We start from the raw sequence: 19465 nt of genomic DNA, 5'->3' as shown, positions 1-19465 counted from the left end.
AGGCAGCTCGGCCGGCCTGACTGTCGCGAGCGCTACGGCTCGTCGACCAGGGTCAGCGATGTGGACGATCGCAGGGCCTCGACGGCCGAGCAGTACCGCGTCGGCCATTACGGTGCTGCCGACGTATACCACTCGGTCACGGTGGGTTTTCAAGTCGACTCCCTGGCACTGATATCGCCGAGGTGAATTGCGGTATCAGTGCCCCCGGTCTGCGATCCATGCCGCGACTTGCGCTCTGGATGTGAAGCCGAGCTTCGCGAGGACGTGTTCGACATGTCCTTGCGCGGTGCGTGGCGAAATAACCAGTCGCTCGGCGATTTTCCGATTGGTGAGGCCGTCGGCGATCAGTTCGGCGACTTGCAACTCTCGGTTCGTCAGTGTTGGTTGTGAATCTGACTGCGATGTAACAGGTTCCCTGTCGGACACCGGTTCGTTCAGTGCGTAGGAAACCGCGGCGTCGAGATCGAGTGCGCGTCCCTCGCGCCAAGCGTTGCCGAACTGGCGTTCGCCCAGTTTCCGACGGGCGGCGTGCACGCAATTGTCATGGTGGTGACGAAGGTCGGGGAACCAGACCGTGAAGCTGCCGATGGACTGCGCCAACTCCTGCGCGGCTGCCATCAGCACCGTGGCCCGTCGTGTGTCCTGCTTGCTGTCGGCGACCCAGGCCATTAGCTCCAGGCAGGAGGCAGTAGTACGTGGGTCGCCGGCATTGCGCGCCAGTCGAAGTGCCTGATCGAGCATCGTTTTCGCGCTGTCTGATTCACGCTGTCTCCACATCGCGATGGCTGCGGCGCGCAGTGCATATGATCGGTAGATCGTTTCGCCACGCGCCTCGGTGATCGTGAGCACCCGTTCGAAGCAGTCGATCGCGCGGTCGGTGTCCCCGAGTTGGTCGTGTGCCACACCGAGCAGCACTCGTGTACTGATTGCTTGAATGCCCTCTTCGGGGTCAATCAGTTGTAGGGCGTGCTCGAGGGATGCGGTGGCGCGAGGAAGATCCCCTGTGGTGAGGGCGAGGAAGCCGTCTGCACGCATGATCATTGCCTCGGCGGTGCGGTCGTTTGTTGTGGCCAGTGTGTGTGCCTCGTCGACCATGGCGGCCTCGGCTTCGAGGTCGCCTTGAATCTCGGCCAACGCGCTGGCTGCGTAGAGCGCCTTGAACCGTGTGACGGTGGGTGGTCCGGTCTGGCACGCCAGGAGCCGATCGAGCCAGTAGCGGCCCTCGCTGAAGAAACCTCGTGCACTCCAGTAGGGATAGAGGGCCGCGGCGATCTCCAGCCCGGTCGCGGGACGATCGGAAGCACAGAACTCCAGTGTTTCTCGTAAGTTTGGTTGTTCTCGCTCGATACGGCTGAGCCAGTCGAGTTGGTGGGAGCTGATCCATTCGGCTTCCGCGGCGAGCACCAGCTGCCTGTACCAATCGCGGTGCTTGCGGCGCACGAGAAGGTCTTCGTCGCTTTGCCGGAGTCTTTCGCGGCCGTATTCGCGTAGCGTGTCCAGTAGGCGGAAGCGTACTTCGGGACCTGATTCCTCTCGGCTCAGGATGGATTTGTCCACCAATGATGAGATGACATCGAGTAACTCTGCCGGGGAGAGGGTCGCACTGCAGACATTTTCCGCGGCGGCGAGATCGAAACTGCCGGCAAAGACCGACAATCCGCTCCAGACGGATTGTTCTTGTGCCGTGCATAATTCATGGCTCCAGTCGATGCACATCCGGAGGGTTTGCTGCCGGGAGGGCGCGCTTCGAGTTCCGCGGGTCAGGAGGGTGTAGCGGTCGGTGAGCCGCTGCAAGATCTGCTCCGGCGAAAGTGCCGGCAGCCGGGCGGCCGCCAACTCGATGGGGAGTGGTAGCCCATCGAGCCGGTGGCAGATCGCGGTAACTGCACTCTTGTTGTGATCGGTGAGGGCGAAGGTGGGTACGGCGCTGGCGGCCCGATCGACGAACAAGGTCACTGCGTCGTAACGAGGCATCGCCTGTATCGGTGGCTCCATGTCGGGATCTGGCGCGGTCAGAGGGGGCACTCGAAGAACCACCTCGCCGCGGACACCCAGCGGCTCGCGACTTGTCGCGAGGACCCGCAGCCGCGGGCACGCTTGTAGGAGCGACTCGGCCAACTGTGCGACCACACCGACGAGTTGTTCACAATTGTCCAGCACGAGCAGTATCTGCCGATCTGCCAGGTAGTCGAGCAGGACATCGGACAACGGTCGCGCGGACTGCTCCTGCAGACCAAGCGTGGCCGCGACCACGTTGGCGACCAGTGATCCGTCGGATATCTCCCCCAGCTCGACCAGCCATACACCGCCTGCGAATGCACGCTTGAGGCTGTCGGCCACCCGTAGCGCGAGGCGTGTTTTCCCGACACCCCCAAACCCGGTCAAGGTCAGCAGATGGGAGGCCGCCAAGAGTTTCTTTGCGTCGCCGAGTTCGGTGCGGCGACCGATGAAGCTGGTCAGCTCCACGGGAAGGTTTCCTCGTGATCCACGGACGACGCGCATGGGATGCGGCCGCTGTCCGGGTGCCGTCTGCGCTGGGCCACCGGAAGCTGAAGGAGCCGAATTTCGAGCCCCTGGTGGGCGGTGCAAAGTCATCTGGTCGACGGGGAGACCGTGTCCGAGCTGAGCGCGGCGGAGTTGGTCGCCGAGTTCGACCGAGGTCGGTGGACGGTCTTGGGGGCGAGCGGCCATCGCTTTCTCGACGATCGCAGATACATCGTCGGGGATGCCGTGCTGACGAAGGTCGGGAACCGATTCGGTGGTGATACGCACGAACTGGGCGACGATTTGCTCGCCGCTGCGGCGTTCGAAGGCCGCGTGGCCGGTCAGGGCACTGAATAGCGTCGCCCCGAGGCTGTAGATATCGGATGCCGGAGTCGGCGCGTGTCCGGTGAGTACCTCGGGCGCGGTGTACGCAGGTGAGCCCGTGATGATGCCGGCGGCGGTTTCGAAGCCGCCGGCGATATGCGCGATGCCGAAGTCCGTCACAACCGGCTCGTTGTACGCAGTGAACAGGATGTTGGCTGGTTTGATGTCCCGGTGCAGAATGCCGAGTTGGTGCGCGGCTTCGATCGCTCCGGCCAACTTCACCCCGAGCCGGAGCAGTTCGTCGAGTGGTAGGCGTCCGTGTTGCCGGACTCGCATGTCGAGGGTGCCCTGCGGGTAGTGGGGCATGACGATGTAGGGGAGGCCACTGGGCGTGGTGCCGACCTCCAGGACGGTGCCGACATTCGGGTGCTCGGTGAGTTGGGCCATCGCCTGTTGTTCTCGGTAGAACCGTTCCCGGTTCTCCTCGTCCAAGTCGGTAGCGAGAACCTTCACGGCCACTGTGCGATGCAGGTTCGGCTGATTGCAGCGGTAGACCACGCCGAAACCGCCACGCCCGATTTGTTCGGCCTTCTCGAAGCCGGCCGCTTCGAGCTCCGCGGCGACCGGGGGTAGTTCGGATCGCTGCGGGTCGTGTGGTTCACTTCGGTCCATCGACTGCACATCTCCATCACGCCACCGGCCGCGACGGACATACCGAACAGTTCACAGCCAGCGCGCACCCAGGATATCGCTGATTGCGAATAAGCCGTGGGCGATCGATGCCCGGTCTCGCCGTTGGATCGACAGCGCATCGCGCGTTCTGCTCTCGGCTCGAGGCGGAGAAAAGCCCCGGCCGGCTGGTGATGCGTGTTGGCTGTGGTGGTGTCTGGACCGTCCATCGGACCTGAACCCAGTGGAGAGCCCGACACCGCGGTCAGGCGATCACCCGCAACCGGGCTCATCGCCCAACCGCTCGCCGATCGGTGGCTCGACGCTCAGAGCAACTCGAGGACGGTGGCGTTTGCCATGCCGCCGCCCTCGCACATCGCCTGCAGGCCGTACCGAATGCCCCTGTCCCGCATCCGGTGCACCAGCGTGGTCATCAGGCGCGCACCGGACCCCCCGACGGGGTGGCCGATCGCCATCGCCCCGCCGTAGGGGTTGAGCAGTTCGTAGTCGGCGCCGGTCTCGCGCAGCCAGGACAGTGTCACCGAGGCGAACGCCTCGTTGATCTCGAAGCTCCCGATGTCGGACAGCGACAACCCCGACTTCGAGAGGGCCTTGGCGGTGGCCGGGATCGCGCCCTTGAGGTTGGTAACCGGATCGGTTCCCGTCACCACCGCGGTGTGGATGCGCGCCATCGGGACCCAGCCGTTCGCACGTGCGATCTCGCTGGTAGTGACCAGGATCGCCGCCGAGCCGTCCGAGATCTGCGAGGAGTTCGCCGCGGTGATGGTGCCGTTCGCGGCGAACGCCGGCCGCAGCCCGCTCAGCGACTCGAGCGTGCCGCCCCGCCGGACGCCCTCGTCCGTGTCGAACAACCGCTGCGCGCCGGACTCGTCCACGACCGGAACGGGCGTGATCTGGCCCTTGAAGCGGCCCTCGTCGATCGCATCAGCGGCGCGGGCGTGCGAGTCGAGCGCGTGCTGGTCCATCTCGGTCCGACTGATGCCGTACTCATCGGCGATAAGCTGCGGGCTGAGTCCCTTCGCGTAGTTGGTGCCGCGGTAGCGTTCCCTGGCCAGTGGTGCATAAGGATCACCGAAGTCGCCGACAGTCGCCGCGGTGCCGAGTGGAACGGCGCTCATCACCTCGACACCCCCGGCGACGGCGATGTCGTATTGACCGGCGATTACTCCCGCGGCCGCTTGGTGGACGGCCTGCTGGGACGAACCGCACTGTCGGTCGACCGTGACGCCGGGAACGTGCTCCGACCAGCCGGCCGACAGCACCGCTGAGCGGGCGACGCACTGCGACTGCATACCGAGCGTCTCCACGCAGCCCCAGATCACGTCGTCCACGACCACCGGGTCCAGGCCGGTTCTCTCGACGAGCGCATTGAGCACGTGCGCGGACAGCGACGCCGCGTGCGTCCGAGACAGGGCGCCGTTACGTTTGCCGACCGGTGCCCTGACCGCGTCGACGATGACAGCATCACGCATGGAATCTCCTTGATTGTAACGAGATCCGGACGGAACTCCGGATGGATATTGCGAGAGAATCTGCCGCCGACAGCTGCCCCCGATCGGGCTCACGGCGAGCATTGGCGACTGAGTAATGCTCGCCGTCGTCGTACTGACTATCAAATCCCCGGACTGCGGACTGTAGCCCGACCTGGGCCACGATAATAGTCACGACGAGATGAGGGTCGCGGCGCCGGAAATGATAACCAACGCTATGACCGCAGAGCGAAAAGTGTTCGCCGACATGCGTCGCGCCACTTTCAGCCCGATGGCATTGCCGAGCAGAGCGGCTACGGCGAACAGCGGCAGGACTGCCCACACAGTGTTCTGCGGAACAGCCCCCTTGACCGAGAGGAGTATCAGCGCGAAAGCATTGGTCACAACGAAGTATCCGGCGAGATCCGCGATGAAGGTGAGTTGCGGTACCCGTGCTCGCTGCATCAAGAGCACCGGCGGCGGTCCGCCGAGCGAGGTCGTGACCGTCATGAAGCCACCCACGATTCCGGTGACCGCCTGCGCTGCAGATGTCGGTTCGCGCGATTGCGCGCGAGGCGGAACCGCGAGCCAGATCCCGCACAGCATCACCGCTGCCCCGGCGATCGGTTTGAGCAGGCCCTCGGGTAGGTGGGTGATCGATGCGGCCCCCGCGCATGCTCCCGGGATGCTGCCCGCGCACAACCGGCGCACTCGACTCCGGTTCATGTTCTCCCGCATACGGATCGCCACGGCGATCCGTGTGATGAATCCCGCGGCGAGGTTGGTCACCACCACCACGGTGACGTCCATACCGATCAGCAGCATCAACGGTGTCGCAATCAGGGCGGTGCCGAATCCGGTCGCTCCACCGATCACCGAAGCCAGCGCGAGGCATCCCACTCCGGCGATGAGGATCAACAACAGGCGATCTCCTCTTCTCTTCCCGTGCCTTCTTCGCCGTCTACATGCGCACTCGCTCATTCCACGTCAGCGTGACCTCGCGCGTCCGACCGACGCGCGGCAGGGTGGAAGCCGTCAGCGGGTCCACGAGAGGGCGCCGCTGCGCGCGCGGATTGTTGCTCGGACCCCGTGGTCGATGGCCGACATCGCGCATGGCTTCTCCTTAGTACATAGCGATCTGGATCGGTGTCGCGAGGAGCGGGCCCGCCGACAGTGATTTCCGGTGGGCGCGCAACGCGCTCGACTGTCAGCCGCCCGATGCGGCAGCGACGCTCCGGCGGTTCGCGCCAAGACCCTCGATGTGGATTATGTACATGCGCCTGCCCTGAATGCAACTAGCCCTTGACACTTGACAAGTGGGGAAATGCGCTTAAAACTAAAAATCCATTCACACAATATTGAAGAGGAGTGTCGATGGGAGACAGAGTCCACGTTGTCGGCGTCGGGATGGTGCCGTTCACCAAACCGGGCAAGAGCGATGACTACGACGTCATGGGTGAGCGCGCGGCGCGCGCCGCCCTCGAAGACGCCGGGGTCGCATACGAACTCGTCCAACATGCCTATGTCGGGTTCGTGTACGGCGACTCGTGCAGCGGCCAGCGCGCGGTCTATCGCGTGGGGCTGACAGGCGTGCCGGTGGTCAACGTCAACAACAACTGCGCCACCGGGTCGACCGCGCTGTGGCTGGCTCGGCAAGCGGTCGCCTCGGGCGCGGCCGAGTGCGTGCTCGCGGTCGGGTTCGAGCAGATGCGTCCGGGTGCGTTGTCCTCGCAGTGGACTGATCGTCCCAGCCCGATGGGCCGCGTGACGGCGTTGCTCGACGAGCTGCACGGGCAGGACAGCACCGTGCCGATGACCGCCCGGCTGTTCGGCGGCGCCGGCATGGAATATCTCGACAGGTACTCCGCCGACCCGTCCGTGTTCGCCAAGGTCGCCGTGAAGTCCCGCTCGCACGCCGCGAACAACCCGTACTCGGTCTTCCGTGACCCGATCACCGAGCAGCAGGTGCTCGAGTCGCCGCACCTGTTCGGCCCGGTCACGCGTCTGCAGGCCTGCCCCCCGACCTGCGGAGCCGCCGCGGCCGTCGTGTGCAGCGAGGAATTCGCACGCAGGCACTCGCTGCGCGCGGACGTGGTAATCAGCGCTCAGGCAATGGTCACGGACAAGCCGTCTTCGTTCGAGAGCAGCATGATCCAGGCCGTCGGTGCGGACCTGACCTCGTCTGCCGCGCACCAGGTGTACGAGGCGGCGGGCGTCGACCCCCGCGACATCGCGGTGGTCGAGCTGCACGACTGCTTCACCGTCAACGAGGTGCTCTGCTACGAGGCGCTCGGGCTGACCGGCGATGGGGAATCGGAGAAGTTCGTCCTCGCCGGCGACAACACCTACGGCGGCCAGGTAGTGGTCAACCCGTCCGGCGGATTGATGTCGAAAGGCCACCCGCTCGGCGCCACCGGGCTCGCGCAGTGCGCTGAACTGGTCTGGCAGCTACGCGGCGAAGCCGGGCCCCGGCAGGTCGACGAGGCCACGCTCGCACTGCAACACAATCTCGGTCTCGGCGGCGCCGGCGTCGTCACCCTCTACGAGAAGGTGTCGTGAGATGAGGCTGGATCGATCGATCATCGGCATACGTTCGCCGGCGCACACCGTGTTCGTCGAACGCGGCCGGTTGCGGTTTTTCGCCAAGGCGACCGGCCAGAGCGACCCGGTGTATTCCGATGTCGCCGCCGCGACCGCGGCGGGCCACCGCAACCTGCCCGTGCCCCCGACGTTCCTGTTGTGCCTGAACGCCGAGGTACCGAACCCGTTCGCGTTCCTCGAGGACCTCGGCATCGACCCGGTGACCATCCTGCACGGCGAACAGTCCTTCGAGTACCACCAGCCGGTGTACGCGGGGGACTTGGTGACCTTCTCCACCGCGGTCACCGATGTCTACGACAAGAAGGGTGGCGCGCTCGAGTTCCTGGTGCGCACCACCGAGGTGACCCGCGACGGTGACCTCGTCGCAACCTTGAGCAGTACCGTTGTGATACGTGAGGTAGCAGGGAGCGTGTCGGCATGAACGTCGGAGATACCCGCACCCTCGAGCTGCCCCGTATCAGCCGCACCACCCTGGCGCTCTACGCAGGAGCCTCCGGTGACCACAACCCCGCCCACATCGACATCGACGCCTGCCGGGAGGTCGGCATCGATGACGTGTTCGCGCACGGCATGCTGTCGATGGCGTACCTTGGGCACCTGCTCACCGACTGGGTGCCCCAGAACAAGATCCGTTCGTATTCAGTGCGTTTCGCCGCGGTAACCCCGGTGAACGCCGAACCGACCTGCCGCGGCACCGTGGTCCGTGTCGAGGGCTCATTGGCCCACCTGGATCTGACGACAACCCTTCCCGACGGCACGGTCACCCTGCGGGGCACCGCCGTCGTCACCACCTAGCAAGAAGGAGAAACCCATGGGAACACTGGACGGTAGGTCCGCAATCGTGTCCGGATCCGGGCGCGGCATCGGGCGGGAGATCGCCCTGAAGCTGGGATCCGAGGGGGCGAGCGTTGTCGTCAACGACCTCGACCCGGCGCCGGCCGAGGAGACCGCCGCCGAGATCCGCGCCGCGGGCGGCACCGCGATCGTATGCGCCGGTTCCGTGGTCGAAGACGGCTTCGCCGACCGATTCGTCGGGACCGCGATCGACACCTTCGGCGGCCTCGACATCATCGTCAACAACGCCGGCTACACCTGGGACAGCGTCATCCAGAAGATGAGTAACGAACAGTGGGACGCCATCCTGGAAGTGCACCTCAAGGCGCCGTTCCAGATCCTGCGCGCGGCGCAGCCGTACCTGAAGACCAACCCGGTCGACCACCACCGCAAGGTCGTCAACGTCTCCTCCGTGTCCGGGACGAAGGGCGGAGCCGGCCAGGCCAACTACTCCTCGGCGAAGGCGGGTGTGATCGGTCTGACGAAATCTCTTGCGCGCGAGTGGGGCCGGTACAAGGTCAATGTGAACGCCGTCGCCTACGGCTGGATCCTCACCCGGATGACCGAGGCCGTGGCGGGCGACAACGCGTTCATCGAGGTCGAGGGGCGCAAGCTGCCCGTCGGCATCAACCAGAAGATCGCCGACAGCGCCTCGACGCGCATCCCGCTGGGCCGGCCGGGCACCCCCTCCGAGGCTGCCGGCGCCGCCTACCTGCTGTGCACCCAGGACGCGAACTATGTCAGCGGCCAGTGCCTGGTCGTCGACGCCGGCACCCACTGATCCCGGCACCCGCCGCGCCCGTGTCGCGGTGATCGCCGGGCGCGGCGGGAACCCCCACCCATCAATCGGGGCATCACCAGTACCGAAGCCCCTTTCACCTCAGGAGCACCTCGTGTACCTCACACTCCCCCTGCACCGCGCCCTCCAGCAACGCCCAGACGCGATCATGACCATCTGCGGCAACCGCGTCCGGACCACGACCGAGGTCGCCGACCGCGTCGCCCGCCTGGCGGGTGCCCTGCGCGGCATCGCTGTGCACGAGGGTGACCGCGTCGGCATGCTCGCACTCAACTCCGACCGATACCATGAATTCTTCCTCGGTTCCTGGTGGGCCGGAGCGGTCGCCCACCCGATCAACACCCGGTGGAGTGTCCCCGAAATCGACTATGCAATAAACGATTCCGGCACCAAGGTGCTGCTCGTCGACGACACCTACGCGCCGGTGGCGGCGCAGCTGCGTGAGCAGTGTCCCCAGCTCCGCACGGTGGTCTACTGCGGAGACGAGACCACCCCCGCCGGCATGCTCGGATACGAGGACCTGATCGCGGACGCGGCACCCGTGCCGGACGTTCGCCAGGGCGGCGACATCCTGGCGCTGCTGCTGTACACCGGCGGCACCACGGGCCGACCCAAGGGCGTCATGATCAGCCACCGAGGGTTGTTCATGTCGCTGCTGGGGACACACGCGGTCAACCTTGCCTCGCAGAACGGCGGGATCACCCTCCACACCGCACCGCTGTTCCACATCGCCGCGATCAGCAGTTGGCACACCCAGAACATCCTCGGCGGCACCCACGTGTTCCTGCCCTCCTTCACCGCCGGCGCCTTCCTCGAAGCCGTGCAGCGGTACAAGGTGACCACGTGCATCCTCATCCCGTCGATGATGCAGATGATCTGCGACGACCCGGATATCGACTCCCACGACGTCAGCAGCCTCCGTCGTATCACCTGCGGCGGGTCCGCCTTTTCCGACGGGCTGCGCCGACGAGCCATGAAGGCGTTCCCGACGGCCGGTTTCGGGCAGGGCTACGGCATGACCGAAACGGCGGTGCTGACCATCCTCGACCCCGGGGAGAGCCCCGAGCAACGGGCGACCGGCCGCACGGTCGCCCACGTCGAACTGGCGATCCACGACCCCGAGGGAAGCTCGGTGCCCCTCGGTGAGATCGGCGAGGTCGTCACCCGCGGCGATCACGTCATGATGGGCTACTGGAACAGACCCGAGGAGACAGCCGAGGCACTGCGCGGCGGATGGATGCACACAGGCGATCTCGGCTACCTCGACAAGGACGGCTACCTCTACATCGTCGACCGGATCAAGGACATGATCATCACCGGCGGCGAGAACGTCTACTCCGCCGAGGTCGAGAACACCATCGCCACGCACCCCGCAGTGTCGTCGTGCGCCGTCATCGGTCTGCCCGACCCTCAATGGGGTGAACGCGTTCACGCCGTGATCGTCCTCAAGCCAGGTTCGGTCGCCACCGTCGAGGACATCCAGGCGCACACCCGGAATTTCATCGCCGGGTACAAGACACCCCGCAGCATCGAATTCGTCAAGACCCTACCGATGTCGGCGGCGGGCAAGATCCTCAAGCGCGATCTGCGCACCACCCGCACGACGGCACCCACGCAGGTCTCCCAACCGGAATGAGAATCGCATGAAACGCACCATCTACAACGAGGACCACGAGGCCTTTCGGGCCACCATTCGCGACTTCATCGCAAAGGAGGTCACCCCGTACTTCGCGGACTGGGAGGAGGTGGGATATCCGCCGCGCGAGCTGTTCCGCAAGCTCGCCGACCTCGGCCTGACCGGTTTCGGGATCCCGGAGGAGTTCGGCGGTGCCGGCGACGTCAGCTTCAAATACCAGGCCATCATCGCCGAAGAGTCGGCGCTCTCCGCGGTGGCCATGTACAACTACGGCATCAGCCAGGGCGTCGTGCTCCCGTACCTGCTCAACCTCGCGAACGACGAACAGCGTGCGCGATGGTTCCCTGGCATCGCCGCCGGCGATCTCCTGCTGTGCATCGCCATGACCGAGCCCGGGACCGGATCGGATCTGGCCGGGATTCGCACCACGGCGACGCTATCCGAGGACGGTACACACTACGTCCTCAACGGCTCGAAGACCTTCATTTCCGGGGCCCGGAACTCCGAGTTGTGCGTTGTCGCGGCCCGCACCTCCCCCGCCACCGCCGAGGACCGCCGCGCCGGCCTGAGCCTGCTCGTCGTTCCCACGAACAGTGCGGGATTCGCGTTCGGGCGCAAGCTGGACAAGATCGGTCACTTGGCGAGCGACACGAACGAACTCACATTCACCGACGTCCGGGTCCCGGTGGAGAACTTGCTCGGACAGGAGGGGGCGGGATTTTCCTACCTCGGCCAGAACCTGCCCCGCGAGCGGCTCTCGATGGGTGTCGAGGCCGTCTCCCGAGCGACCGCCGCCATCGAGTTCGCCCTCGCGTACACCAAGGAACGCACGGTGTTCGGCAAGCCGGTCGCCTCATTCCAGAACACGAAGTTCGTTCTGGCCGAATGCAAGACCGAGGTGGCCGCCGCGCAGGCGATGGTGGACAAGGGACTCGAGCTCGAGGACACCGACGAACTCACCGCGGCGGATGCGGCCCGGATCAAGCTGTTCTGCACCGAGGTCGCCGGCCGGGTCATCGACAAATGCCTGCAGCTGCACGGCGGCTATGGCTACATCCGCGAGTACCCGATCGCCCGTCTGTATGCCGACACTCGCGTCAACCGCATCTACGGCGGGACCAGCGAGGTGCTCAAGACGATCATCGCCAAGGATATGGCGGTCTGATGAACAGTGGTCGGCTCCGGTGGGCAGGTCGTCACCCGAGCCGGCTACTTTCCGATCGTGAGCCGCCAAAGCGAGCACGCGCATGCGGACGAACTTTCCGAGCCGGTTCCGTCGGGGCCGAGATCTGGTACCGTCCGTATTTACTTAGTGCTGCATCTATCATGGTGAACGTATCTAACGGGTGACCGTGCGCAGCGTGGCGAGATTCCGGTTCGCAGTCGTCGACGGGATCTCGGGGGCTCGTTGAACGGCTTCGAAAGGACGTACCGTGGCAGTGACGCAGTCGGCGCCGACCACACCACGCGGTCGCAGGCCGCGCGACCGCAAGCAGACGATCGTACTCACCGCATCGCGACTCTTCCGCGATCGTGGCTACTACAACGTGTCGATGGCGGACGTCGCGGCGGAAGTGGGCATCACAGCGGGGGCGCTGTATCGGCACTTCCGCAGCAAGGCGGATCTGCTACTGCAAACGGTCCTCGACGGTCTCGAGGTGATGAACACGACGGTCCGCTCCAGCGAAGACATGGACTCGTACCTGAAGGCGACCGGGACCGTCGCGCTCGAGCGCCGGGGACTGCCCGCACTGTGGCAGCGTGAATCGCGCCACCTTCCCGACGAACAGCGCGCAGTGCTGCGGCAGCGCCTGACCGAGAACGCCGCCCTAGTTCACGTCATCGTCGCCGGCGAACGACCCGATCTGGGCGAGGCCGACACCGAGCTGCTCACCTGGGCACTCATCGCTGCCCTCGGCTCCTTCGGCCTGCACCGCATCACACTGCCGAAGGGCGAGTTCCTCCGGATCCGCTACGACCTGCTCTCGACCCTGGTGCACTGCGAGCTGTCCGCGGCCCCCGCCGCCGTCCGGTCGCCCACCACTGAGACCTATGTCGGCGTCGAGCTGCCTCGGCGTGAACAGCTGATCAAGCACGCCACCCGGCTGTTCGACGAGCGTGGCTTCCAATCGGTCCGGATGGATGACATCGGCGCCGCGGCGGGCATCACCGGATCCAGTGTGTACAAACACTTTCCCACCAAAGAGGAAATCCTCTCGACCGCTCTCATCCGCGGAGACGAGCGAATGCACTCGGGTATGGCGGCCGCCCTGCAGCAGGGCGGCACCGCCGAGGAGAAGTTGGATCTGCTGTTGCGTTCGCACATCGACTTCGCCCTCGAGCACAGTCGTCTGATCGGGATTCTGACCAGTGAACGCGATGAACTCCCAGAGAAGGAGCGCAAGCACTCCCAGCGCTCCCAGCGGGACTACGCCAACGTCTGGAAGCGCCTGCTGCGCGAGAGCCGACCGGAACTGGGGCCCGAAGCCGCGAAGATCGTCATCGACACGGTGTTCATCGTGGTGAACAGCCTCGTGCGGATGCGGGCGGCACGGGAGCGCCCCGACCTGGGCGACCGTCTGATCGAGCTCACCACATCACTGTTGCGGTACCCCGGGCACCTGTGAGCGAGGCGGGCGGCGCCTGACGGACCGCAGGCTCGACGGCGCCGCGACGCGTCACCCGGTTTCCGGCTACCGCACCTGCCAGTGGCCGTCGAAGACCGCGGGGCGCCGCTCGACGAAGGCACGGATCGCGTTGGGTGCGTCTGTGGCGAAGTTGATCGTGAACGCATGCGCCTCACGGTCGAGGGCCTCCCCCAGCGTCCCGCCCGAACCGCGGTCGAGCAGCGACTTCGACAGGGCGAGTGCTACCGGGGGACCATCCGCGAGACGCCTGGCCAGGTCGCCGAGGAAGGTATCGATCTCCTCGGGCTCCTTGACCCAGGTAACCAGGCCCAGCTCGCGTGCCTCCTCGGCCCCGATCGTCTCCGCGAGCATGACCAGACGCTTGGCCTGCTGAAGCCCGACCAGCCGTGGCAGGATCCAGGATCCGCCGAAGTCGACGGACACGCCGCGCTTGGCGAAGATCTGGCTGAACTTCGCTGTCGGAGTGGCGATCACCAGGTCGCAGAGAAGCGCAAGGTTGCAGCCTGCACCCACCGCGTAACCCTCGACGCAGGCGATGACCGGTTTGGGCATTTCGGCGAGCGTCCGGGCGGTCGAGTTGACCAGGCGCATCCCGTCCAGCGGGTGGCCGGGCCCGCCCGCCGACTCGAGGTCGGCCCCGCTGCAGAAATGGCCGTCCGCGCCGCGGAGCACGATCACCCGAACTTCGGGATCGCGTTCGGCGGTCCGCAGTGCGGCGCCCAGCGCGTCGAAGCCGGAGCGTGGCAGGGCGTTGCGCCGATGGGGTCGGTTGAGCGTGATCGTGAGCACGCCGTCGGCGCACGAGGTCAGCACCGGGGCACCCACGCCATCGCGCCCGAGGCCACGGTCTATCGAAATCGTCATATCGCATCCCTTCGGTGGGGTTTTCAGTGAAGTTGGGGCGAACTCTCATGCCGACAGCCATCGCCGCTGGCGCGTCACGCCCGGAGCGTTTGCGCGGCACATTCCTGGTGCTGGGCAATGGAATCCGATGTCCGGACCCGGCGGAACAGTGCGGCGCCCTCCCCCGGCTCCGCCGCGACCAGTCCACGCGCCACCAGGTGACGCAGATGCGCGGCCGCCTCCGACAGTGCGAGGTTCTTACCGGCCCATGGCAACTCGGCCCACGGTTTGTACCACCGCATCAGATTCGCGACCTGCCACAATGTGATCGGTTCGTCGCCGAAGGCCGCGTGCAGGTGATCGAGCTGCTCCTCGTGGTGCTCGACGAGCGCTCCCGCCCGGCCGGCGACATCGTCGATCACGGCGCCGTGTGCACCGAGACCGCGGGTTATCCGCATCGACCCGACCCGGTGCAGCGAGCCCATGAACTCGGCCAGTGCATCGCGTTCGGCCAACGGCACGGTCGAGGTGCCGACGTGCGGACTCGTCTTCTGCAGCACGTGGTCGCCGGTGAACATGACGTCCACGCCGTCGAGGTAGAAACACACGTGTCCGGGCGTGTGCCCCGGCGTGTGCACGACCCGGAGGCCACGTCCGGCGAGCGCGATGACTTCGTCGTCCACCAGCGTCCGGTCCGGCGCAGCGTGTGGGCGGGCCGGTGGCGTGCGGCGCACGTCGCGCTCGAAGTGCGCCAGATCTGCAGCCGATGCACCCGCGAGGCGCAGCGTCCGCTTCTGCGCGTCGGCCCACTCGGTGTCCCGGACCGCGACCATGTCGTCGAAATGCACCCGATCGGAGTCGTGCATGGCAATCCACGCCCCGGATGCCTCCCGCACTCGACCGCAGAGTCCGACGTGGTCGGGGTGAAAATGGGTAAGGACGACGCCCTCGACCTCCGCCACGCCATGGCCGATCTCGTCGAGTCCGGTGGATAGTGCGTCCCACGCGGCGTCATCGTCCCAGCCGGCGTCCACCAGCACGACACCGCGCGGGGACTCCACTACATACACCAGGGTGTGGCCGAGGGGGCTGCCCGTGATGGGGACCGCGATCCGGAAGATGCCATCACCGATGGCGGCGGAAATGTTCATGCGCGTTGCTCCTGACTGGAGGACCTTCTGCGGGCACCGCGGCGACCGGTTCGCACCGGGACGTCGTCACCGGATCCCGCAGTGACGGGGAGCGATCGCCGGCGCCGCACTGGAATATACAAATACATATAGGTGAAACCTCAGATGGGCTTTCAACAGTGACTATAACAACGTATGTAAATATTCAATTGCCACTGTGCGGATTATCACGCCTGCGCGTCTGGGCGTCAATGTGCACCCTCCGCTCACCGCGAAACGGGTGCCGGAGCACGTGGAAATGCGTGAGCTCTTACACAGCGGGTTGCCGGGTAGTCAGCGGTCCAACAGCGCAGCGACGCCGAGCCGGGTAAGCCAGTCGTCGAGTCCTGGCCAGGGCGGACTCCCCGCCCTGGAGTGGGCGACGAAATAGATCATCGAATGCACAGCGGCGACCCGCATGCGCGTTTCGGCGGGTTCCCGGTGGGAGGCGGCCGCGGTAATCGTTTGCAGCCAGACATCGAGGTAGTCCGTGTGGAACCGGCGCGTCTCGGTTCGTTCCTTGTCCGGGAGCTGGGCACGCTCGTTGGCGAGGATCCCGATCAGGTGCGGGTTCTGCAACGACACCACCACATGCGAGCGGACGAGCCGTTCGACCGCATCGCTCGGATCGACAGCGTCGGCCAGCGCGCGGTCCGCGCCGGCCCGCAACCGCTCACGGCCTCGGGTTGCCGCCGCGACGAGGAGGTCGGTCTTGGCGCCGAAGTGCCGGTAGACGGCGGAGGCCACGATGCCCGCCGCCTTGCCGATGTCGCTCATGGTGACCGACTGGAATCCGAACTGGTCGAACAATCGGGCGCCGATACCGATCAGTTGCTCTCGCCGCGAGATCTGCGCACCCATGTCGTCGGCGCCGTCGTCGCCGCCGTGCCTCTCCAGGGCGGGCGGTGTCCCGAGCATCGACGCGTCGGCGCCGCCGATCAGCTCCCCCAGCCGCGCCATGATCGCCTCATCGTCGCGGCGCGAGAGGCTGTAGCGCCGCCGGAACCCGCCGAGCGAACCGAACACCGCCCGGGCGGCCAGCTCACCCGCCTCCGGTGTCAGGTCGCCGCGCCCGGCGACGATCAGGGGCACCATGTGCGCGATGACCTGCGATTCACGCTCCCGGATCTGCTCGCGCTGCGTGCCCTCGAGGTGTCGGGCCTCACGCTCCCAGACCGTGGCCAGTCCGGTCGACCGCACGATCGTCGCGGACAGCGCCCCGATCGCCTCGTCGAGAGTCCCGCATTGCAGCAGCGCGGCGTCGACCTTCTCGAGCCCGCTCCAGACCACCTCGAACAGCAGGTCCTGCTTGTTGCGGAAGTGGTGGTAGAGCGCCGAGGGCGTGATGTCGAGTGCGTCGGCGACGTCGGTGACCGAGACGTTGTGGTAGCCACGAGCCAGGAACATCTCACCCGCGGCAGCAATGATCTGATCCTTGCGGTTGGGGGGCCTGCGTGCCACGACGTCCCATGCCCCCTCAGCCAACTCGGTACCCCGGTGAGTGTATCCGCGCGCCCCGGAAACACTGTGCCCGGGAACCCGCCGGGAAGATGTCGGCCACGTCAGGCGTCACCGAACGGCCAGTCGGCGCGCGAGCGCCTTCACCCGTTCGTCGAACGTCGATCGGCCGACTCCGAATCGCTCGAAGACCGTCTCCTCCGGAGGCCCGCCGTAGGGCCGCCAGATCACAGCCAATCGCAGCAATTGCTCTTCCTCACGCGTCATCTCACCCGTTCCCTCACTTCAGAATCGCCGTGGTCGCGAGGAACTCCCCGAGACCGCACACCTCACCCTGGCGACCGATCCCTGACTGCTCGCACTCGCCGAACGGTGCCGCGCAATCGCGGCTGGCGTGGCCGGATCGACGACCTCGATCCGGCCCGCGCCGCGGGCGGCGACCGGCTCGTCTCCATTGTGGATCTCGGCGCGATCGAGCACCTCACTCCTCGCACCACCGGGTACAACGGAACCGGTCGCCTACAGACCCATCGACTTGGCGATGATGGTTTTCATAACTTCGCTGGTGCCGCCGACGATTCGGGAGATCCGGGTGTCCGCGTAGAGCCGCGCGATCGGGTACTCGAGGACATAGCCGTATCCGCCGTGCAACTGTAGGCACTTGTCGATCACCCGACCCGCCATCTCGGTACAGAAGACCTTCGCCATCGCGGCATCGGCCGGGGTCAGTTCGCCCGCATCCTCGAGTTCGACCGCCTTGTCGACGAGTGCCTGGGCGGCGGCCTGCTCCGTCGCGCATTCCGCGAGCACGAACTTGGTGTTCTGGAAACTGGCGACGGACTTACCGAAGATCTCCCGGTGCCGCACATAGTCGCGGGCGAAGTCGATCGCGGCGGCCGCTTGGGCACAGGTCTGCACGGCGAGCCCGAGGCGCTCGCGCGGCAGGTTGCGGCCGAGGTACCCGAACGCCTGCCCCTCCTCGCCTAGCAGATTCTCGACCGGGATCTTCACCTCGGTGAACGAGATCTCGCAGGTGTCGCTCGTCTTGAGCCCGATCTTCTCCAGCCGGCGATGCACCTGAAAACCCTCGGAGGAGGTGTCCATGACCAACAGGGTCAGTCCCGTACGCCGATCCTCGGCACTCGGTGCGGAGGTACGGCACACCACGATCATCAGGGTGGCGACCGAGGAGTTGGAGATGAACGTCTTCGCACCGTTGAGCACGTAGTACTCACCCTCGCGCCGCGCCGACGTCGTGATGCCCGCCAGGTCCGATCCCGCCCCGGGCTCGGTCATCGCAATAGCGAGCTGATCACCGGCGGCGATGCCGGGCAACCAGCGCCGGCGCTGTTCCTCGTTCGCCAGGTCGAGCAGGTACGGCAAGATGATGCCGGTCGACATGTTCCAGTTGCCGAAATTCACACCGGCGGCGAACACTTCCTCGGTGATGATCGCGTTGTACCGGTAGCTGACCTCGCCGGCGCCGCCGTACTCCTCCGGAATGTCGAAACCCGAGATACCCAGTGCACCGAACTTGTGGTGGAACTCGCGCGGCACGCAGCCCTGCTTCTCCCATTCGGGGAAAACCGGGACGACCTCCCGGGCGATGAACTCCCGAATCGTCTTCCGGAAGGCCTCGTGGTCCTCGTTGTAGACCGTGCGCTTCATGATGTCTCCTCGTGGTTGATGTCGCAGGTCAGTTCCGGCCGGCGTCGCACGCCAGGCACTGACCGCTGATGTAATCGGATTCGGGGGTGCACAGCAGGTACACCGCACCGGCGGCTTCCTCGGCGGTGCCCGCCCGTCCGAGGGGGATCGTGTTCAGGAGCGCATCCGCCCTCCCCGCGCGCAGCCCGACCGACACGGTTCGCCCACCGACATCGATGACCGAACCGGAACCGACCGCGGCCGGCTCCGTCAACCGGGTCGAGATCCAGCCGAACGCAACCGAATTCACATTCACGCGGTAGCGGCCCCATTCGCGCGCGAGCGCCTTCGTCAGCCCGACGACGCCGGACTTGGCCGAGCTGTAGTTCACCTGCCGCTCATTTCCGACCAGACCCGCATTCGACGAGATGGTGACGACCTTGCGGTGATGTTCGACCCGGTTGTTCCGGAAGACTGGCTGCGCCGCGCGCAGAATCCGGAACGGTGCACGGAGATTGACGTCGAGGATGGCGTCCCACTGCTCGTCGCCCATGTCCTCGACGAGGTCGTTCCAGTAGTAGCCGGCGTTGTTGACGATGATGTCGAGGCCCCCGAAGGCATCGAGGGCGGTGTCCACGAAACGCTGGGCGAAATCGTCCTCGGTGACGCTGCCGACGCAGGTCACCGCCTCGCCGCCGATCGCCCGGACCGCGGCCGCAGTATCCTCAGCCGGGCCCGCGTCAAGGTCGTTCACCACCACTCGGGCGCCCTCTGCGGCCAGCTTCAGTGCGATCTCACGCCCGATGCCGCGCCCCGAACCGGAGACGATGGCGGTCCTGTTGTCCAGCTTTCCCATGTCGGGT

16 protein-coding genes are annotated in these 19465 nt (G+C 66.0%); 7 read left to right on the top strand and 9 right to left on the bottom strand.

What is annotated here, in order from left to right:
- Nucleotides 1–195 precede the first annotated feature (195 nt).
- The 3 genes from BLV94_RS32170 to BLV94_RS32160 all read right to left on the bottom strand — a co-directional run bounded on the left by BLV94_RS32170 (nucleotide 196) and on the right by BLV94_RS32160 (nucleotide 5888).
- Nucleotides 196–3480: a protein kinase domain-containing protein gene (locus BLV94_RS32170; protein ID WP_072937056.1), complete on the bottom strand. Its 3285-nt coding sequence runs from the start codon at nucleotides 3478–3480 to the stop codon at nucleotides 196–198.
- A 323-nt stretch (nucleotides 3481–3803) separates the two neighbouring features.
- Nucleotides 3804–4970: a thiolase family protein gene (locus BLV94_RS32165; RefSeq protein WP_072936974.1), complete on the bottom strand. Its 1167-nt coding sequence runs from the start codon at nucleotides 4968–4970 to the stop codon at nucleotides 3804–3806.
- 189 nt (nucleotides 4971–5159) lie between these two features.
- Nucleotides 5160–5888, bottom strand: coding sequence for a sulfite exporter TauE/SafE family protein (locus BLV94_RS32160; protein WP_072936973.1), 729 nt, complete (start codon nucleotides 5886–5888; stop codon nucleotides 5160–5162).
- A 453-nt stretch (nucleotides 5889–6341) separates the two neighbouring features.
- Between BLV94_RS32160 and BLV94_RS32155 the strand changes: the two genes are divergently transcribed.
- The 7 genes from BLV94_RS32155 to BLV94_RS32125 all read left to right on the top strand — a co-directional run bounded on the left by BLV94_RS32155 (nucleotide 6342) and on the right by BLV94_RS32125 (nucleotide 13464).
- Nucleotides 6342–7526 carry a lipid-transfer protein gene (locus BLV94_RS32155; protein ID WP_072936972.1) on the top strand — a complete coding sequence of 395 codons (1185 nt, stop codon included), beginning with the start codon at nucleotides 6342–6344 and terminating at the stop codon, nucleotides 7524–7526.
- A gap of 1 nt (nucleotide 7527) precedes the next feature.
- Nucleotides 7528–7989 (top strand): MaoC family dehydratase N-terminal domain-containing protein, encoded by a 462-nt coding sequence (locus BLV94_RS32150; protein WP_072936971.1) that lies wholly within the window; start codon nucleotides 7528–7530, stop codon nucleotides 7987–7989.
- Nucleotides 7986–8363: a MaoC/PaaZ C-terminal domain-containing protein gene (locus BLV94_RS32145; protein ID WP_072936970.1), complete on the top strand. Its 378-nt coding sequence runs from the start codon at nucleotides 7986–7988 to the stop codon at nucleotides 8361–8363. The genes BLV94_RS32150 and BLV94_RS32145 overlap by 4 nt, the downstream gene beginning before the upstream one ends.
- A gap of 16 nt (nucleotides 8364–8379) precedes the next feature.
- The gene (locus tag BLV94_RS32140) at nucleotides 8380–9183 is read left to right on the top strand and encodes an SDR family NAD(P)-dependent oxidoreductase (protein WP_072936969.1); all 804 of its coding nucleotides are present in this window, start codon (nucleotides 8380–8382) and stop codon (nucleotides 9181–9183) included.
- A 112-nt stretch (nucleotides 9184–9295) separates the two neighbouring features.
- Nucleotides 9296–10837, top strand: coding sequence for a long-chain-fatty-acid--CoA ligase (locus BLV94_RS32135; protein WP_072936968.1), 1542 nt, complete (start codon nucleotides 9296–9298; stop codon nucleotides 10835–10837).
- Nucleotides 10838–10844: 7 nt separating this feature from the next.
- Nucleotides 10845–12002: an acyl-CoA dehydrogenase family protein gene (locus BLV94_RS32130; RefSeq protein WP_072936967.1), complete on the top strand. Its 1158-nt coding sequence runs from the start codon at nucleotides 10845–10847 to the stop codon at nucleotides 12000–12002.
- Nucleotides 12003–12270: 268 nt separating this feature from the next.
- Nucleotides 12271–13464: a TetR/AcrR family transcriptional regulator gene (locus BLV94_RS32125; RefSeq protein WP_083395743.1), complete on the top strand. Its 1194-nt coding sequence runs from the start codon at nucleotides 12271–12273 to the stop codon at nucleotides 13462–13464.
- A gap of 66 nt (nucleotides 13465–13530) precedes the next feature.
- Here BLV94_RS32125 and BLV94_RS32120 read toward each other — a convergent pair whose 3' ends face one another.
- The 6 genes from BLV94_RS32120 to BLV94_RS32100 form a co-directional block, all read right to left on the bottom strand.
- Nucleotides 13531–14349, bottom strand: a complete 819-nt coding sequence (locus tag BLV94_RS32120; protein WP_072936966.1) for an enoyl-CoA hydratase/isomerase family protein — start codon at nucleotides 14347–14349, stop codon at nucleotides 13531–13533.
- Between the two features lie 74 nt (nucleotides 14350–14423).
- Nucleotides 14424–15479 carry an MBL fold metallo-hydrolase gene (locus BLV94_RS32115; RefSeq protein WP_072936965.1) on the bottom strand — a complete coding sequence of 352 codons (1056 nt, stop codon included), beginning with the start codon at nucleotides 15477–15479 and terminating at the stop codon, nucleotides 14424–14426.
- 312 nt (nucleotides 15480–15791) lie between these two features.
- Complete coding sequence (locus tag BLV94_RS32110) at nucleotides 15792–16982, bottom strand: TetR/AcrR family transcriptional regulator (RefSeq protein ID WP_143051443.1); 1191 nt, start codon at nucleotides 16980–16982, stop codon at nucleotides 15792–15794.
- A gap of 84 nt (nucleotides 16983–17066) precedes the next feature.
- A complete protein-coding gene (locus BLV94_RS49700) occupies nucleotides 17067–17222 on the bottom strand; it encodes a hypothetical protein (RefSeq protein ID WP_167372199.1) in 156 nt (51 codons plus the stop codon).
- A 252-nt stretch (nucleotides 17223–17474) separates the two neighbouring features.
- Nucleotides 17475–18623 (bottom strand): acyl-CoA dehydrogenase family protein, encoded by a 1149-nt coding sequence (locus BLV94_RS32105; protein WP_072936963.1) that lies wholly within the window; start codon nucleotides 18621–18623, stop codon nucleotides 17475–17477.
- A 28-nt stretch (nucleotides 18624–18651) separates the two neighbouring features.
- Nucleotides 18652–19458: an SDR family NAD(P)-dependent oxidoreductase gene (locus BLV94_RS32100; RefSeq protein WP_072936962.1), complete on the bottom strand. Its 807-nt coding sequence runs from the start codon at nucleotides 19456–19458 to the stop codon at nucleotides 18652–18654.
- Nucleotides 19459–19465 lie beyond the last annotated feature (7 nt).

This window comes from Rhodococcus koreensis, from assembly GCF_900105905.1.
GTDB lineage: Bacteria > Actinomycetota > Actinomycetes > Mycobacteriales > Mycobacteriaceae > Rhodococcus_F > Rhodococcus_F koreensis.
The sequence above is the reverse complement of the archived record's forward strand: the minus strand, read 5'-3'. Positions and strand labels throughout refer to the sequence as shown.

What these genes read in the sequence shown, in the direction of transcription:
- BLV94_RS32170 (WP_072937056.1), bottom strand. Translation starts at nt 3,480, where the DNA reads ATGGACCGAAGTGAACCACACGACCCGCAGCGATCCGAACTACCCCCG.
- BLV94_RS32165 (WP_072936974.1), bottom strand. Translation starts at nt 4,970, where the DNA reads ATGCGTGATGCTGTCATCGTCGACGCGGTCAGGGCACCGGTCGGCAAA.
- BLV94_RS32155 (WP_072936972.1), top strand. Translation starts at nt 6,342, where the DNA reads ATGGGAGACAGAGTCCACGTTGTCGGCGTCGGGATGGTGCCGTTCACC.
- BLV94_RS32150 (WP_072936971.1), top strand. Translation starts at nt 7,528, where the DNA reads ATGAGGCTGGATCGATCGATCATCGGCATACGTTCGCCGGCGCACACC.
- BLV94_RS32145 (WP_072936970.1), top strand. Translation starts at nt 7,986, where the DNA reads ATGAACGTCGGAGATACCCGCACCCTCGAGCTGCCCCGTATCAGCCGC.
- BLV94_RS32140 (WP_072936969.1), top strand. Translation starts at nt 8,380, where the DNA reads ATGGGAACACTGGACGGTAGGTCCGCAATCGTGTCCGGATCCGGGCGC.
- BLV94_RS32130 (WP_072936967.1), top strand. Translation starts at nt 10,845, where the DNA reads ATGAAACGCACCATCTACAACGAGGACCACGAGGCCTTTCGGGCCACC.
- BLV94_RS32120 (WP_072936966.1), bottom strand. Translation starts at nt 14,349, where the DNA reads ATGACGATTTCGATAGACCGTGGCCTCGGGCGCGATGGCGTGGGTGCC.
- BLV94_RS32115 (WP_072936965.1), bottom strand. Translation starts at nt 15,479, where the DNA reads ATGAACATTTCCGCCGCCATCGGTGATGGCATCTTCCGGATCGCGGTC.
- BLV94_RS49700 (WP_167372199.1), bottom strand. Translation starts at nt 17,222, where the DNA reads ATGACGCGTGAGGAAGAGCAATTGCTGCGATTGGCTGTGATCTGGCGG.
- BLV94_RS32105 (WP_072936963.1), bottom strand. Translation starts at nt 18,623, where the DNA reads ATGAAGCGCACGGTCTACAACGAGGACCACGAGGCCTTCCGGAAGACG.
- BLV94_RS32100 (WP_072936962.1), bottom strand. Translation starts at nt 19,458, where the DNA reads ATGGGAAAGCTGGACAACAGGACCGCCATCGTCTCCGGTTCGGGGCGC.